At 70.6% G+C, this 14,280-nt stretch carries 13 protein-coding genes; 5 read left to right on the top strand and 8 right to left on the bottom strand.

Annotation, left to right across the window (positions count from 1 at the left end; all coding sequences use genetic code 11):
* Positions 1 to 9: 9 nt before the first annotated feature.
* From BM004_RS23335 to BM004_RS23305, 7 genes are all read right to left on the bottom strand, one after another.
* Positions 10 to 1,269 carry an MFS transporter gene (locus BM004_RS23335; RefSeq protein ID WP_093130072.1) on the bottom strand — a complete coding sequence of 420 codons (1,260 nt, stop codon included), beginning with the start codon at positions 1,267 to 1,269 and terminating at the stop codon, positions 10 to 12.
* Between the two features lie 129 nt (positions 1,270 to 1,398).
* Positions 1,399 to 2,364, bottom strand: coding sequence for an NAD(P)H-dependent flavin oxidoreductase (locus tag BM004_RS23330; protein ID WP_093217216.1), 966 nt, complete (start codon positions 2,362 to 2,364; stop codon positions 1,399 to 1,401).
* Positions 2,361 to 3,359, bottom strand: a complete 999-nt coding sequence (locus BM004_RS23325; RefSeq protein WP_093130331.1) for an NAD(P)H-dependent flavin oxidoreductase — start codon at positions 3,357 to 3,359, stop codon at positions 2,361 to 2,363. Before BM004_RS23325 ends, BM004_RS23330 begins: the two co-directional genes overlap by 4 nt.
* A 4-nt stretch (positions 3,360 to 3,363) precedes the next feature.
* A complete protein-coding gene (locus tag BM004_RS23320) occupies positions 3,364 to 4,524 on the bottom strand; it encodes a CaiB/BaiF CoA transferase family protein (protein ID WP_093217214.1) in 1,161 nt (386 codons plus the stop codon).
* Positions 4,521 to 6,656, bottom strand: a complete 2,136-nt coding sequence (locus BM004_RS23315) for an acetate--CoA ligase family protein (RefSeq protein ID WP_093217211.1) — start codon at positions 6,654 to 6,656, stop codon at positions 4,521 to 4,523. The genes BM004_RS23320 and BM004_RS23315 overlap by 4 nt, the downstream gene beginning before the upstream one ends.
* Before the next feature lie 20 nt (positions 6,657 to 6,676).
* Entirely contained in the window at positions 6,677 to 7,825 is a 1,149-nt protein-coding gene (locus tag BM004_RS23310) for an acyl-CoA dehydrogenase family protein (RefSeq protein WP_093217209.1), read from the bottom strand.
* A gap of 49 nt (positions 7,826 to 7,874) precedes the next feature.
* Positions 7,875 to 8,639, bottom strand: a complete 765-nt coding sequence (locus BM004_RS23305; protein WP_093217206.1) for an IclR family transcriptional regulator — start codon at positions 8,637 to 8,639, stop codon at positions 7,875 to 7,877.
* 196 nt (positions 8,640 to 8,835) lie between these two features.
* On the opposite strand from BM004_RS23305, the gene BM004_RS23300 reads away from it, so the two are divergent.
* The 5 genes from BM004_RS23300 to BM004_RS23280 are packed head-to-tail and all read left to right on the top strand — an operon-like array spanning position 8,836 to position 13,153.
* Complete coding sequence (locus BM004_RS23300) at positions 8,836 to 9,828, top strand: Bug family tripartite tricarboxylate transporter substrate binding protein (RefSeq protein WP_093217203.1); 993 nt, start codon at positions 8,836 to 8,838, stop codon at positions 9,826 to 9,828.
* 43 nt (positions 9,829 to 9,871) lie between these two features.
* The gene (locus tag BM004_RS23295; RefSeq protein ID WP_256220005.1) at positions 9,872 to 10,306 is read left to right on the top strand and encodes a Zn-ribbon domain-containing OB-fold protein; all 435 of its coding nucleotides are present in this window, start codon (positions 9,872 to 9,874) and stop codon (positions 10,304 to 10,306) included.
* Positions 10,303 to 11,460, top strand: a complete 1,158-nt coding sequence (locus BM004_RS23290; RefSeq protein WP_093217200.1) for a thiolase family protein — start codon at positions 10,303 to 10,305, stop codon at positions 11,458 to 11,460. The genes BM004_RS23295 and BM004_RS23290 overlap by 4 nt, the downstream gene beginning before the upstream one ends.
* A 30-nt stretch (positions 11,461 to 11,490) precedes the next feature.
* Positions 11,491 to 12,297 (top strand): enoyl-CoA hydratase/isomerase family protein, encoded by an 807-nt coding sequence (locus BM004_RS23285; protein ID WP_093217198.1) that lies wholly within the window; start codon positions 11,491 to 11,493, stop codon positions 12,295 to 12,297.
* 40 nt (positions 12,298 to 12,337) lie between these two features.
* A complete protein-coding gene (locus BM004_RS23280; RefSeq protein ID WP_093217195.1) occupies positions 12,338 to 13,153 on the top strand; it encodes an SDR family NAD(P)-dependent oxidoreductase in 816 nt (271 codons plus the stop codon).
* On the opposite strand, the gene BM004_RS23275 is transcribed toward BM004_RS23280, so the two are convergent.
* On the bottom strand, positions 13,107 to 14,219 hold the full coding sequence (locus BM004_RS23275) for a substrate-binding domain-containing protein (RefSeq protein WP_093217193.1): 1,113 nt from the start codon (positions 14,217 to 14,219) through the stop codon (positions 13,107 to 13,109). The genes BM004_RS23280 and BM004_RS23275 overlap by 47 nt on opposite strands.
* Positions 14,220 to 14,280: the final 61 nt, after the last annotated feature.

The raw sequence follows: 14,280 nt of genomic DNA, 5'->3' as shown, positions 1-14,280 counted from the left end.
AGCCGTTCCTCAGCCGCGCGGCCGCCGCGGAATCCAGTACGCCAGCGTCCCCGCCGCGGCGAACGCGATCAGCCCCGTCACCGCGATGCCCGCGGCCAGCGACAGGCTGCCCGCCAGGAACGACAGCAGCGCCGGCCCGCACGAGGAGCCGATGTCAGACATCAGCCGCCACACGCCGAGGAAGTGCGCGCGCCCGTGGCGCGGCGAGTGGTCGGCGCCCAGGGTCATGATCATTCCCGAGCCGATGCCGTTGCCGAAGCCGATGGCCAGCGCCGCCAGCAGCAGCGTGAAGGTGCCGGTCGTCAAGGGCATCAGCAGCATCGCCAGCCCCATGATGAGCATCGACGGCACCGCGACCCAGCGCCGGCCCTTCTTGTCCATGACCTTGCCGGCCGGGTAGAACACCAGCATGTCGACCGCGCCGGCCAGCCCGTAGACCAGCGACGCCACCGACGGCGCCAGCATGAGGTGGTCGGCCCACAGCGGAATCACCGCCTGGCGCGATGCGCGCACCGCGCTCACCAGCACCACGCCGATGCCCAGCGTGAGGAACACGCGCCGGTGGTCGCGCAGCGTCGACGCGATGGTGGTCGACGCGGGCGCCGCCTGCCCGTGCGGCACCGGCGGCATCTCCAGGTCGGGAATGCGCGCGCCCAGCGCCGCCGCGCCCAGCACCGCGACGATGCCGAGCACATAGGCTGCCGACAGCCCGAACACGTGCACCGCGCCCGCCGCGAGAAAGGGCCCGGCGAACATGCCGATGCGCATGACGCCGCCCAGCGTCGACAGCGCCCGCGCGCGGTACTCGATGGGCACGGCCTCGGTCATGTAGCTTTGCCGCGCGAGGTTGTAGACCGACTGCGACATGCCCACCATGAAGCAACCGAGCGCGAACAGGCCCAGGTGCGAGGTGCCCACGCACAGCGCCATGCCCAGGCCGCTCCACACGCCCGCCGCGACGATCGCCCAGCGCTCGCCCCAGCGGATGGTGATCATCGAGGCCGGGATGTTGTTGAACAGCGAGCCGATGCCGATCAGCGCGACCATCAGCGCGGCGATGGGCACCGAGGCGCCCAGCTCGCGCGCCGTCAGCGGCACGATCGGCAGGATCGCGCCCTCGCCCAGCCCGAACAGCAGCGACGGGCCGAAGGCGGGCACGGCGATGCGCCAGAGGGAAAAGGAGGGTGAAGGAGACGCGGAAGGTGCGGAAGGCGCAGGAGGGGCGGGAGGGGCCGATGAGGCAGACGAAGCGGCGGGCGGGGAAGACATGCGCGGAGGGGTTCGGGTTGGCAGCCCTGGCCCACCGGGCGGGCCAAGGGGCGGCCATTGTCCCGCCGATGCGCGATGTCTGCACGGCGGCCCCCGAATGCCGCAGCGGCGCCCTGCCGCATGCCCGCGTCAGGTGCCGCCGCCGAACTCCGCGCGAAGCGTGCCCACCAGTTCGGCCACCGTCGGCAGCCCCGCCACGCCGGAGACGGAGTGCCCCGCGCTCCACAGGTCGGCCCAGCGCTGGACCACCGCGCCCTCCGAGCCGCCACCGAAGCGGCTGCGCGCCTCCTGCACCGACACCGCCTCGTCGAGCGCCGCGGGATCGAGCCCCGCCTGCACCACGGAGGGCCGCAGGAAGTTCGCGGGCAGGCCGGTGAAGGCGCGCGTGGTCATCACATCGTCCAGCGAACTCTGCGCGAGCATCTGCTTGTAGGGCGCGGAGCCGAGGCTCTCGCGCGTGGCGATGAAGCGCGTGCCCATCGAGCCCAGGTCGCAGCCCAGCACCGTGGCGGCCTTGAGCGCAACGCCGTCCGACAGGCCTCCGGCCAGCACGACCGGCCCGTCGAACATGGCCCGCACGGCCCGCACGAAAGCGAACGGGTTGGCCCAGCCGGTGTGTCCTCCCGCGCCGGCCGTCAGCAGCACCAGGCCGTCGGCACCGGCTTCGATGGCGCGCTCGGCATGGTGCACCGAGGCCACGTCCGCCAGCACCAGGCAGCCGCCGTCATGCAGCGCGGGGATCACCGAGGCGGGCGAGCCCACGCTGGTGATCACCACTTCCGCGCGGTGGCGCACGATGATGTCAACCTCGGCTTTCACCTTCGCGGGGTCGCGCCGCATGATGAGGTTGGGGCACCAGGGCGCATGCGGCCGGCCACCGGAGCCGGCAGCCACGGCCGCCCTTGCCTCGTCGCCCAGGCGCCGAAGCCACGCATCGAACTCGTCCAGCGACGCACAGTTGGCCGTCGGAAACGCGCCCACCACACCTGCACGGCAGGCGGCCGACACCAGTTCGATGCCCGACACGCGCAGCATCGGCGCCGCAATGACGGGCAGCGCGAGCCGATCGAGAAAAGGCAGTCGTCGTTTCGTCATGCAGGGACCTGTGCAAGTGAAGAAAGCCGGCCGAGCGACGCGCGCGCCTCGTCCAGCAACTGGGCCACGATGCCGGCCAGCGGCTCGATGCGTTTGGCGAACGCGATGGAAGGCCCGAGCGACAGCATGCCGCGCTGCCAGTCGCCTTGTGCATAGCAATGGTCGCGCGCAACCCGCCCGCTGATCAGATCGCCGAAGGCCGCATGGTCGGCCGCGCCGGCGCGCTCGATCTCGTCGATGCGGCGCGCGGTGTCGTTGCGCAGCACGCGCCAGGTGTTGCCCAGCGTATGAAGCAGGCGCACGGTGGAATGCTCGTCGCAGCCGAGCAGGTGCTCCTTGTAGCCACGGTGCGCGCCGATTTCCTCGCACACCAGAAAGCGGCTGCCCATCATCACGCCCTCGTGGCCCTGCGCCAGCACCGCCGCCAGCTGGCGGCCGTGGCCGATGCCGCCGCCGAGCACCACGGGCACGCGGAACTGCTCCGCGGCCAGCGCGCCCATCAGCATGGTGGGAAGCTCGTTGGTGCCGGGGTGGCCGCCCTCCTCCATGCCGATCAGCGCGATGGCGTCGGCCCCTGCGCGTTCGGCCGACAGCGCATGGCGGATGCTCGGCGCCTTGTGCAGCACGACGGCGCCGGCTTCGTGCAACGTGCCGATCAGCTCGGTCGGCGCGTAGCCCGCGGTCTCGAAGAAGCGCACGCCGTGCGCCAGCGCGATGTCGAGCCAGCGCCGCACGGCCGCGTTGGCCTCGGGCCGGCTCGACAGCGTGAGGTTCACGCCGAAGGGCTTGCCGCCGGTCAGCGCGCTGCACCGCACCAGCGCTTGCGCGAAGTCTTCGTCGCTGTCGAACGAGCGCGGCGTGATGAAGCCCATGCAGCCTGCGTTGACCAGCGCGGCAACGTAGTCCGCGCCGGAGAGCCACATCAGCCCGCCGCCGAGGATCGGGTGCGCAATGCCGAACAGCTCGGTGATGCGCGTGCGAAAGACCGGCGGCACGGCGTCAGCCCCGCGCACTGTCGAGCGCCGGCGCGCCGCCGAGCCGGCCCGGCACCACACCGGTCATCGGTACCGGGTAGCGCGCCACGGGCAGCACACCACCGCCCTCGAACTTGCCGCGCTGCGCGAACTGGGACACCGCGGCCACGCGCGAAGGTTCGACCACCGGCGCGGCCGGCACGTCGTGCCGCTGCAGCAGCGCGAAGACCTCGTCCGCGTCGCTGGCCGCCAGCAGCTCGGCGATGCGCGCGTTGATGGCGCCGGCCACGGCCTTGCGCGCCTTCATCGCGCGGAACGCCTCGCCGCCGTAGGGCGCGAGGTCGAGCGCTTCGCAAAGACGCGCCCAGAAGTGGTCTTCGAGCGCGGCAATGGACACGTGCCGCCCGTCGCGGCAGGCGAAGGCACCGTACGCAGGCTTGACCAGCGTGGCCTCGCGCTGTGCCTCCAGCGTGACGGCTCCGGCCTCGCGGTAGGCGCCCACGCGCGGGTTCATCCAGTGCAGCGCGCAATCGGCCAGCGCCACGTCGAGATGCTGGCCCCGCCCCGTGTGCTCCCGCTGGTACAGGGCTGCCAGCGTCGACGACAGCGCATACATCGCGCCGCACAGGTCGGCCACGGGCAAGCCGAAGCTCTGTGCCGGCCCCTGGCCGGGCACGCCCGACACCGCGAGCACGCCGGCGGCGGCAAGGTAGTTGATGTCGTGGCCCGGCAGGCCGGCCCACGGCCCTTCCTGTCCGTAGCCGCTCAAGGACACATAAATGAGCCGCGGAAACTCGGCGAGCAGGCTGGCCGCATCGAGCCCCAGCCGCGCCATCACCCCGGGCCGGTACGACTCGACCACCACGTCGGCCTTGGCGATGAGCGCGCGCACCTCCGCGCGCTGCGCCTCGTCCTTCAGGTCGGCCAGCAGGCTCTGCTTGCCGCGGTTCACCGCCTCGAACACACCGGGGCCCATGCGGCGCACGTTGTCGCCGCCGGGGGGACGCTCGATCTTGACGACGCGCGCGCCGAGCTCGGCCAGGCTTTGCGTGAAGAACGGGCCGGGCAACAACTCGCTGAAGTCGATGACGGTGATGCCCGCCAAAGGCGGTTGGGGCTGGGCCTGGTGCTGGGCCGGGTGCTGGGCCGGGTGCTGGGCTTGAGACCTGGCAGCGGTGCCCGTCATGCGGCGCCTCCGCTGCGCTCGATGATCACCGCGTCGAGCGGCATGGCGCCCTCGCCCTTCGCGCCGACCCACACCGGGTTCAGGTCCATCTCCTCGATGCGCTCGCCGTGGCGCACCACGAAGTCGGAGATGCGCACCAGCAACTCCTCGAGCGCGGCCACGTCGGCCGCGGGCCGGCCGCGCGCGCCGTCGAGCAGCGCGAAGCAGCGCATCTCGCGCACCATCGCCGCCGCGTCGCGCGGACCGATCGGCAGCAGGCGGCGCGTGACGTCGCGAAAGATCTCCACGTAGATGCCGCCCAGCCCGAAGGTCATCACGTGGCCGAACACCGGGTCGCGCGTGACGCCGATCATCAGCTCCACGCCGCCGCGCGGCGCCATCTTCTCGATCAGCAGGCCATCGATCTTCGCCTGCGGCTGGTGCTGTGCGACCGAAGCCATGATGTCGCGCCAGGCCGCGGCCACCTGCGCGCCGTCCTGCAGGCCGACCCGCACGCCGCCGATGTCCGACTTGTGCACGATCTGCCCGCTCGCGATCTTGGCGACCACCGGGTAGCCCATGCGGTCGGCCAGCGCGCGCGCCTCGTCGGCCGAGGTGGCGAGCACGTTCGGCAGCAGCGCCACGCCGGCTTCGCGCAGCCGCTGCTTGGCCTGCGCTTCGGACAGGCTGCGCGTTGCGCCTTCGCCGATCGGCGCGGCCAGCGGTGGCAGCGCGAGCGGATGAATCACCGGGTTCGCCCGCTTCCAGCGCCCATACGCCACCCAGCGCGCGATGGCGGATATCGCCTTGCCCACCGAGCGCGGCGGCGCAAAGCCCGCGGCCACGAGGCGCTGGTAGCCCTCGCCCAGGCGGTCGCTCATCCAGATCGGCACGATCGGCGCGGCGCAGCCCTTCTGCGCATTGATGATGTTGTCGGCCATGCGCGTGGTGGTCTCGCCGTAGTCCAGCGCAATGGGCACGATCGTGAGGCCCAGGTTGGCGTCGTTGGCCACGCAGCCCAGCGTGGTCTCCACCACGGTCTTGTCGCTGAGCACCATGGCCGTGGTGTCGACCGGGTTGCCGATGGCCGCGTAGTCGGGCAGCTTGGCGCGCAGCACCGCCGTGGTCTCGGGCGTGAAGGCCGCGAGCGTGAGGCCGGCCGAGCCCACCGCGTCGGCCGCAAGCGCCGCGGTGCCGCCCGACGAGCAGTAGATGCCCAGCGCGTCCTGCGCGCCCGGCATGGCGCGCGCGAACAGCCACGCCGTGTCGACCAGCTCGTCGATGTCGTCCACCTCGATCACGCCGAACTGGCGGAACACCGCGCTGTTGACCTCGGCCGAGCCCGTGAGCGACGCGGTGTGCGACTGCGCCGCGCGCCGGCCGTACTCCGACTTGCCCACCTTCAGCCCGATCACCGGCTTGCCGTTGGCCGCGGCGCGCTGCACCGCGGCCACGAATTTCGGGCCGTCCTTGATGCCCTCGAGCAGCGTGACGATGACCTTGATGTCGGGCGCGTCCGCCATGTAGTGGATGAAGTCGGCCACCTGCAGGTCGACCTCGTTGCCGGTGGAGGCCCACAGGCCGATGCCGATGCCGCGCTCCATCGCCTGCATCACGTTGCGCCCCAGGCCGCCGCCCTGCGTGGCCAGGCCGATCGGGCCCTTGATCAGGTCGTGCGGGAACGAGGGCGAGAAGGTCAGGCCCAGCCGCTTGTTCACGTTGGTGAGGCCGGGGCAGTTGGGGCCGTACAGGCGCAGGCCGCCGCGCTCGGCGATCTCCTTCATGCGCTGCTGCTCGCGCTCGCCCTCGGCGCCGGCCTCGCCGAAGCCCGAGCTCAGGATGACCGCGAATCTCACGCCGCGCGCAGTGCATTGCTCGATCACCTCGAGCACGCCGCTCGCGGGCACCGCGACCACCGCCACGTCGGGCGTGTCGGGCAGCGCCGCCACGCTGGGCCAGCAGCGGTGGCCGCGAATCTCGGCCTTGCCGGGGTTCACGAGGTAGACGTCGCCTTCGAACTCCGAATGCGTGAGCAGGTTGGTGAGCGTGCGTTCGCCGATGCTGCCCTCGCGGTCGGACGCGCCGACGAGTGCGATGGAACGCGGGTTGATCAGGCGCGACAGGTCGGCCGGGGTGTTCTTCGTTGTCTCCATGGTGCGTGCTTCCTGTTGCTTCAGACGATGGCCGACATGCCGAGGATCTCGCGCCCGACGATCAGCGTCTGCACTTCGGTCGTGCCTTCGGGAATGGTGCCGCCGCGGGTGTCGCGGAAGATGCGCTCGATCGGGTAGTCGGTGGAATAGCCCAGGCCGCCGTGCACCTGCAGCGCCATGCTGGCCACCTCGTGCGCGGCCTCGGTGGCGTACAGCTTGGCGATGGAGCAGGCCATGCGCGCGTCGTGCTGCGAGTCGAGCGCGGCGGCCGCGCGCAGGCCCAATGCCCGCGCGGCCTCCACGCGCACCGTCATGTCGACGATGAGCTTCTGCACCAGCTGGAAGCTGCCGATCGGCTTGCCGAACTGGGTGCGCGTGCGCGCGTAGTCGATCGACAGGTCCAGCGCCGACTGCGCCGCGCCGACCGCGCCCATGGCGATGTTCACGCGCGCGCTGTCCAGTCCCACCAGCATGCGCTTGAGCGCGCTGCCCTCCTCGCCGATGAGGTTGGCGCGCGGCACCTTCACGTTGTCGAAGTTCAGTTCGGCCGTGCCGGTGCTGCGCAGCACCATGGTGTCGACGCGGCGCACCTCGTAGGGCGACACCTCGCGCTCGACCAGGAAGGTCGACAGCTGGCCCTGGCAGTCGGCGCTGTAGGTGCGCGCCACCACGATGCCGAAGTCGGCGAAGGCGCCGTTGGTGATCCAGAGCTTGCGCCCGTTGAGCACGTAGTGGTCGTCCTTCAGGTCGGCGCGGGTCTGGATCTGCGCGATGTTCGAGCCCGTGCCGGGCTCGCTGATGGCGGTGAAGCAACGGCGCTGCGAAGCCAGCAGCGGCTTCAGGAAGCGCTCCTTCTGCTCGGGCGTCCCCTCGGCCGCGATCTTGTGGATCGGCCCGTTGGTGATGTTGAGCATGGTGCGCAGCGACAGCCATGCGTAGCCCGCCTCTTCCATCAGCATCGCCCAGGTGAGCTGGTCCATGCCCATGCCGCCCTCGGCCTCCGGCAGCCGTCCGCCGATGTAGCCGAACTGCGCCAGTTCGCCCAGCAGCTCGAAGGGAAAGCTCCGCTCGACGTCGTGCTTCGCGATCAGCGGCGCGACCTCGCTCTTCATGAAGCGGCGAATGCTGTCGCGCAGCAGGGCCTGGTCGGCGTCAAGGGTGAAACTCATCTGGCTGTCTCCTGAGGTTGGATAAAAAGGCGCGCGCCGCGCCCGTGCGCTACGAGGCGCCGGGCTCCCGGGCGTTGCGTGGACGAAAGACGAGGGCCTGCACTTCCTGCAGGGCCGCGAGAAAGGGTTCGCGCTGCTGGCGCAGGCGGTCGGTGGGGCCGGCCACGGACAGGGCCATGGGCTCGCCGCCCACGTAGCCCGCCACGGCGAGCGCGGAGAGGCCGTCGCCGCCTTCGTTCTCGACCCAGATCCAGCCCTGCGCGCGCGCCTGCTCGACCTGCGCCTCGAGCGCGGCAAGGTCGACGATGGTGCCTTCGGCGATCTTGCGCAGCGGCTTGAGCCGAAGTTGCCGCGCCGCCTCCTCGGGCGTGCCCAGCGCGAGCACGGCCTTGCCGAGCGCCGACACGTGCAGGCTGAGCTTGTCGCCCACGTTCTGCATGTAGCGCAACGGATGCCGCCCCTCGGTGAACGCCAGCACCTTCACCACGCCGCCCTCGACGCGGCCGCACAGGCCGGTTTCGCCGGTCTTGTCGCGCAGCAGCTCGGCGGCTTCGGAGGCCACGGCATAGAGCGGGTCGCTCGACGAGATCTCCCTGGCCACCGACAGCAGCCGCGCGGTTGGATAGAAGCGCCGGCTGCGCGCCGTGCGCAGCAGGTAGCCGAGCTCGTGCAGCGTGTGCAGCAGGTCGGAGCAACTGCTCTCGGGCAGGTCCATGAGCCGCGCGAGGTCGGAGTTGGAGAGTTCGCGCTTTTCGCGGGCGAACAGCTCCAGCAAGGACATGGTGCGGGCGGCGGCGGGGACGAGTGTGGGCATATTTCCTCCGATATTTCGTAGACAAGCACGAATATTAGCGGAGCAACCTGCGGTCTTGTTCATTCTTGGAACCGTAGTTTCCGATTTGAACGGCCAAGATTCATCGGCACATCTCCTCTTGTCTTTCTACGACCAGTCGACGTATATTGCGATTACTCGTAGACAAACGAGGCCAAAAAACCAACTGGAGACATGCATGGACAAGTTCTGGAAGAAGGCGCTCGCCGGGCTGTGCGCGGCTGCGGCGACCCTCGCGACGCTGGGTGCCGCGCATGCGGCGGGCGAGACATGGCCGACCCGGCCGATCACCTTCGTGGTGCCGTTCACGCCCGGCGGCATCACCGACAACACCTCGCGCGTGCTCGCGAAGATCGTGGGCGACAAGCTCGGCCAGCCGGTGGTGGTCGACAACCGGCCGGGCGCCGGCGGCTCGATCGGCGTGGAGGCGGCCTCGCGCCAGCCGCCCGACGGCTACACCATGATCTACGGCACCCAGGGCACGCAGGCCGCCAACCTGGCGCTGTACAAGAACATCCGCTACGACCCGGTGAAGGACTTCGTGCCGGTGCACGCCATGTCGGAGACGCCGCTGATCCTGGTCGTCAACCCCTCGCGGCCGTTCAAGACCGTGCCCGAGCTCATCGCCTACGCCAAGGCCAACCCCGGCAAGCTCAACTTCGGCTCGGCCGGTCCGGGCACCGGCACGCACCTGACGGCGGAGCTGTTCCAGGTGGCGACCGGCATCAAGATGACCCACGTGCCCTACAAGGGCAGCAGCCCGGCGCTCACCGACCTGATGGGCGGCAACCTCGACCTGATGTTCGACTACCCGGTGGTCGTGATGCCCTTCGTGAAGGCCGGCAAGCTCAAGCCGCTGGCCGTCACCGGCAAGACACGCCTGGCCATCGCGCCCGAGATCCCGAGCGTGAGCGAACTCGGCTTCCCCAAGGCCGAGTCCACCGCATGGAGCGCGGTGTTCGTGCCCGCCAGGACCCCGCCAGAGATCGTCAAGCGGCTGGGCGACGCCATCGCGCTGGCCATTGCCGACCCCGAGATGCAGCAGGTCACCGAGAAGTTCGGCAGCGTGCCGCTGAAGGACCTGCGCGACGCCAGGCTGGGCGAGTTCGTCAAGTCCGAGATGGTCCGCTGGCGCGAGGTCGTCCAGGAGTCCGGCGCCAGGCTGGAGTGAGTTTTCCCTTTCGCTTCCCCATGTCCCTTTCCATGTCCTTTCCATGCCCATGACCCAAGACCTGACCACGATGAAGCCCCAGCGGCCGTCGCTCTACCGGCTGGCGGCGGACGGCCGCTCGCTCGACTTTCTCTTCGCGCAATGCCCCGCGTGCCATGCGCTGAGCTTTCCGGCCAATGCACCGGGCTGCATGCACTGCGGCCATCCCACCGACGAAGCCGCGCAAGTCGCGAGGCCCGGCGGCGGCACGCTGCTCGAATACGTGACGCTGCATGTGCCCCTGGTGCCGGGCATGCCGGCACCCAGCATCGCGGGCGACATCCGCATCGCGCCGCAGGTGGTCGAGGAGGGCGTGATCGCGGTCGGCGACGAGCGCGCGCTGCGCCCCGGCATGGCGCTGCGGGCCGTGGCCGTGCCGCTGGCCTGCGGCGACAGCTACGGCTGCGCGTTCGTGCCCGCGCAGGAGGCCGCGCAATGAGCGGCAACTGGATCGACGGCAACGACGGCGTCTACGTCGTGGGCATCGGCCTGCACCCTTATCAGTTCCCGAGCGAAACGCCCTACACCCACCTCGGCCTTGCGGCCGTGCGCGGTGCGCTGGCCGACGCGGGGCTCGACTGGAAACAGGTGCAGGCCGCGTACGTGGGCACCACCTCCATCGGCATGGCCGCCGGGCGCGTGATGTTCCGCCACCTGGGCGCCACGGGAGTGGCGGTCACGCAGGTGGAGAACGCCTCGGCCTCGGGCTCCTTCGCATTCCGCCAGGCCTGCATGGAGGTGTCGAGCGGCATCAGCGACGTGGTGCTCGCCATGGGGGTGGACAAGCATGGCGACGGCCGCCGCGCCGCCAACAAGGACGGGCTCGAACGCCTGAGCGACACCGCCACCATCCCGGCGGTGAAGTTCGCGCTGATGGCGCGCAGCTACTTGCGCGAGCGCGGCGCCGGCATCGAGGCGATGGCCGGGGTCGCGGTGAAGAACCACGGCAACGCCTCGCGCAACCCGTACGCGCAGTTCCGCAAGCCGCGCACGCTCGAACAGGTGCTCGCCTCGCCGAAGGTGGCGGGCGACCTCACCGTGCAGCAGTGCTGCCCGCGCGGCGAGGGCGCGGCGGCGGTGCTGCTCGTGTCGGGCCGCGCGCTGAAGCGCCTGGGGCTGGATGCGAAGCGCTGCGTGCGCGTGCGCGCCTCGTTCGCCAACAGCGAGCGCGACGAAACGGTGTACGGCGACGGCCCCATCGAGCTGGTGCGCGGCAGCGCGCAGGGCGCGCTCGAACAGGCCGGCATCGCGGCCACGCAGCTCGACCTGCTCGAACTGCACGACGCCTTCTCGGTGGAAGAGCTGCTCTACAGCGAAGCGATCGGCGTGTGCGCGCCCGGCGAAGGCGCGGCGTACCTGGCGCGCGGCGACTCGCAGATCGGCGGGCGCTGCGCGATCAATGCCTCGGGCGGCCTGATCGGCATGGGCCATCCGCTCGGACCGACGGGCATCGGGCAGATCGCGGAGATCACGCGGCAGATCCGCGGCGAAGCCGAAGGCCGCCAGCACGCGAACGCGCGCTGGGGCATGGCCCACATGATCGGCCTCGGTTCGGTGGCCGTCGCGCACGTGCTGTCGGCGGCACAGGCCTGAACGAATGCAAGACAGGAAGGAACCCCACCCATGACCGCATCCCACCCCGCGCTCGACACGCTGCTGTACGAGGTGCGCGACAACGTCGCCATCGTCACGCTCAACCGCCCCGAGCGCATGAACACGCTCGGCGGCTCCATGAAACCCGACCTCGCGCGCGCCTTCTTCGACTACGCCCGCGCCGACGAGCGCGTGCGCGCGGTGCTTGTCACCGGCAGCGGCGAGCGCGCCTTCTGCGCGGGCGCCGACATCAAGGAGCGCGCCGGCAACCAGGCCGCGGGCACCGACTACTTCGTGGCGCAGAAGGCCACGCACGACCTGTTCCGCAACATCGAGGAGTTCGAGAAGCCCGTGATCGCCGCCATCAACGGCGTGGCGCTCGGCGGCGGCCTGGAGATCGCGCTGTGCTGCGACATCCGCCTGGCGGCCGACAGCGCACGCTTCGGCCTGCCCGAGATCAAGCTCGGCGTGATTCCCGCCGCCGGCGGCACTCAGCGGCTGCCGCGCCTCGTCGGCGAGGCGCGCGCCAAGGAGCTGATCCTCACCGCCGACCTGGTCGACGCCGACACCGCGCTGCGCTACGGCATCGTGAGCCGCGTGGTGCCGCAGGCCGAGCTGATGACGCAGGCCTTCGCGCTCGCGCAGCGCATCGCGGAGCACCCGCCGCTGGCGGTGCGCTTCGCCAAGCGCGCCATCAACCGCGGCATGCAGACCGACCTCGACTCGGGCCTCGAGTACGAGCGCTATGCGGCCGCCATGATCATCGACAGCGAGGACCGCAAGGAAGGCATGCGGGCGTTCGTCGAGAAGCGCAAGCCGGTGTTCACCGGGCGCTGAGCGCCTTCGTTTTTTTGCACGACTACCTCAAGGAACACACATGAAACTCGGATTGGAAGGCAAGGTTGCGTTGGTTACCGGCGGCGGCCAGGGCGTGGGCCGCCAGATCTGCATCGAACTCGCGGCCGAAGGCGCGCGCGTGATCGTCAACGACCTGTTCGCGGAGCGCGCCGAAGCGGTGGCCGCCGAGATTGCCGCGGCCGGCGGCCAGGCGCTCGCGGCGCCCGCGGACATCACGCGCGCCGAAGAAGTCGAGGCCATGGTCGCCAAGGGCATGGCGCACTTCGACGCACCGGTCGCGGTGCTGGTGAACAACGCCGGCATCATTCCCGAGCGCCGCGAAAAAGGCGGCCGCACGCCGCCCTTTCTCGACATGCCGACCGCGGACTGGGCCAAGATCGTCAACCTCAACGTGTACGGCACCATGCACTGCTGCCGCAGCGTGCTGCCGGGCATGGTCGAGCGCAAGGGCGGGCGCATCGTCAACATCATCTCGGAGGCCGGGCGCATCGGCGAGGCCAACATGGCGGTGTACTCGGGCGCCAAGGCCGCGATTGCCGGCTTCGGCAAGGCGCTGGCGCGCGAGCACGGGCGCCACGCCATCACCGTGAACTCGGTGGCGCTCGGCGCGGTATCGCATGCGGGCATCAAGGACGGGCCGCTCAACATCCACGCGACGGTGGAGAACGACGAGCGGCTGGGCAAGATGCTGAACGTCTACCCGATCTCCAAGGGCGTGGGCCGCCTCTCGCGCCCCGAGGACATCTCGGGCCTGGTCGCCTTCCTGGCCTCCGACCGTTCGCTGTTCATCACCGGCCAGACGATCGGCGCGTCGGGCGGCTTCGCGATGGTGTAGCCGCACCCGCGGCGTCGATCGCCGCCGCACCCGCCGCCACCACCGGCGGTGGCATGCACGACGCGCCCAGCACCAGGTCGAGCCCGATGGTCACCTTGCGCGGCGCGGCGGCCGCCTTGCCGCCCAGGCGGTCGAGCATCAGGTGCGCCGCGGCCTGCGCGGCCTCGTCGATGTTGAAGCGCAAGGTGGTCAGCGCGGGATGCATCAGCGCAAAGGCGTCGTCGGTGCCGATGCCCACCACCGACAGGTCTTGCGGAATGCGCCGGCCCGCGGCGCGCACGCTGCGCAGCGCGCCGGACAGCAGGCGCGTGCCCAGCGCGATCAGCGCGGTGGGCGGCGCGGCCAGGTCGAGCATGCGCGCCATCTGCGCTTCGGACGACTGCACGGCGGAGCTCAGCATGCACAGCAGCGCCTCGTCGAAGGGCACGCCGTTGCGCGCCAGGCTGTCCTGGTAGCCGAGCAGCTTTTCGCGGCCCGGCCGGATCGCCACGCTCGGGCCGAACAACGCAATGCGCCGGTGGCCGAGCGACACCAGGTAGTCGACCGCCTGCGCCACGCCCTTGCGGTGGTCCTGGTAGACCACGTCGCCGTCGCAGTCGACCTCGCGGTCGACGATGACCAGCGGCAGCTTGCAGCGCGCGAAGGGATCGACGCCACGCGGCAGCCCCTCCACGCTCGGCGAGGCGATGATGCCTTCGAGCCGGCGGTTCTCGAACAGCGTGAGCAGCTCCTTCTCGCGCGCGGGCTGGTCGTAGGTGCTGGCAACCAGCAGCGAGAAGCCCGCGGCCTGCATGCGGATCTCGACCGCCGCGAAGAAGGCCGACAGGAACGGGTTGGCCATGTTCGACACCATGAACCCGACCGCCTTGCTGCGCCCGGTCTTCAGGTGCCTGGCATTGAAATTGGGCACGTAGCCCGTGGCCTCGACCGCGCGCTCCACCCTGCGCCGCACGTCCGCGCTGACATAGCCGCTGTTGTTCAGCACGCGCGACACGCTTGCGATCGACGCGCCCGAAGCGGCCGCGACGTCGCGCAGGGATACCGACCTTCCTGTCTCGCTGCTCATTGTTTTCCCTTATGAAAACGTTCCATGGCTTGCGGCTGGCGAATGCATTTTCTATCCTCGG

It is taken from the genome of Variovorax sp. OK212 (genome assembly GCF_900112425.1).
In the GTDB taxonomy this organism is placed as follows: domain Bacteria; phylum Pseudomonadota; class Gammaproteobacteria; order Burkholderiales; family Burkholderiaceae_C; genus Variovorax.
The sequence above is the reverse complement of the archived record's forward strand: the minus strand, read 5'-3'. Positions and strand labels throughout refer to the sequence as shown.

What these genes read in the sequence shown, in the direction of transcription:
- BM004_RS23335 (WP_093130072.1), bottom strand. Translation starts at nt 1,269, where the DNA reads ATGTCTTCCCCGCCCGCCGCTTCGTCTGCCTCATCGGCCCCTCCCGCC.
- BM004_RS23330 (WP_093217216.1), bottom strand. Translation starts at nt 2,364, where the DNA reads ATGACGAAACGACGACTGCCTTTTCTCGATCGGCTCGCGCTGCCCGTC.
- BM004_RS23320 (WP_093217214.1), bottom strand. Translation starts at nt 4,524, where the DNA reads ATGACGGGCACCGCTGCCAGGTCTCAAGCCCAGCACCCGGCCCAGCAC.
- BM004_RS23315 (WP_093217211.1), bottom strand. Translation starts at nt 6,656, where the DNA reads ATGGAGACAACGAAGAACACCCCGGCCGACCTGTCGCGCCTGATCAAC.
- BM004_RS23310 (WP_093217209.1), bottom strand. Translation starts at nt 7,825, where the DNA reads ATGAGTTTCACCCTTGACGCCGACCAGGCCCTGCTGCGCGACAGCATT.
- BM004_RS23305 (WP_093217206.1), bottom strand. Translation starts at nt 8,639, where the DNA reads ATGCCCACACTCGTCCCCGCCGCCGCCCGCACCATGTCCTTGCTGGAG.
- BM004_RS23300 (WP_093217203.1), top strand. Translation starts at nt 8,836, where the DNA reads ATGGACAAGTTCTGGAAGAAGGCGCTCGCCGGGCTGTGCGCGGCTGCG.
- BM004_RS23295 (WP_256220005.1), top strand. Translation starts at nt 9,872, where the DNA reads ATGCCCATGACCCAAGACCTGACCACGATGAAGCCCCAGCGGCCGTCG.
- BM004_RS23290 (WP_093217200.1), top strand. Translation starts at nt 10,303, where the DNA reads ATGAGCGGCAACTGGATCGACGGCAACGACGGCGTCTACGTCGTGGGC.
- BM004_RS23285 (WP_093217198.1), top strand. Translation starts at nt 11,491, where the DNA reads ATGACCGCATCCCACCCCGCGCTCGACACGCTGCTGTACGAGGTGCGC.
- BM004_RS23280 (WP_093217195.1), top strand. Translation starts at nt 12,338, where the DNA reads ATGAAACTCGGATTGGAAGGCAAGGTTGCGTTGGTTACCGGCGGCGGC.
- BM004_RS23275 (WP_093217193.1), bottom strand. Translation starts at nt 14,219, where the DNA reads ATGAGCAGCGAGACAGGAAGGTCGGTATCCCTGCGCGACGTCGCGGCC.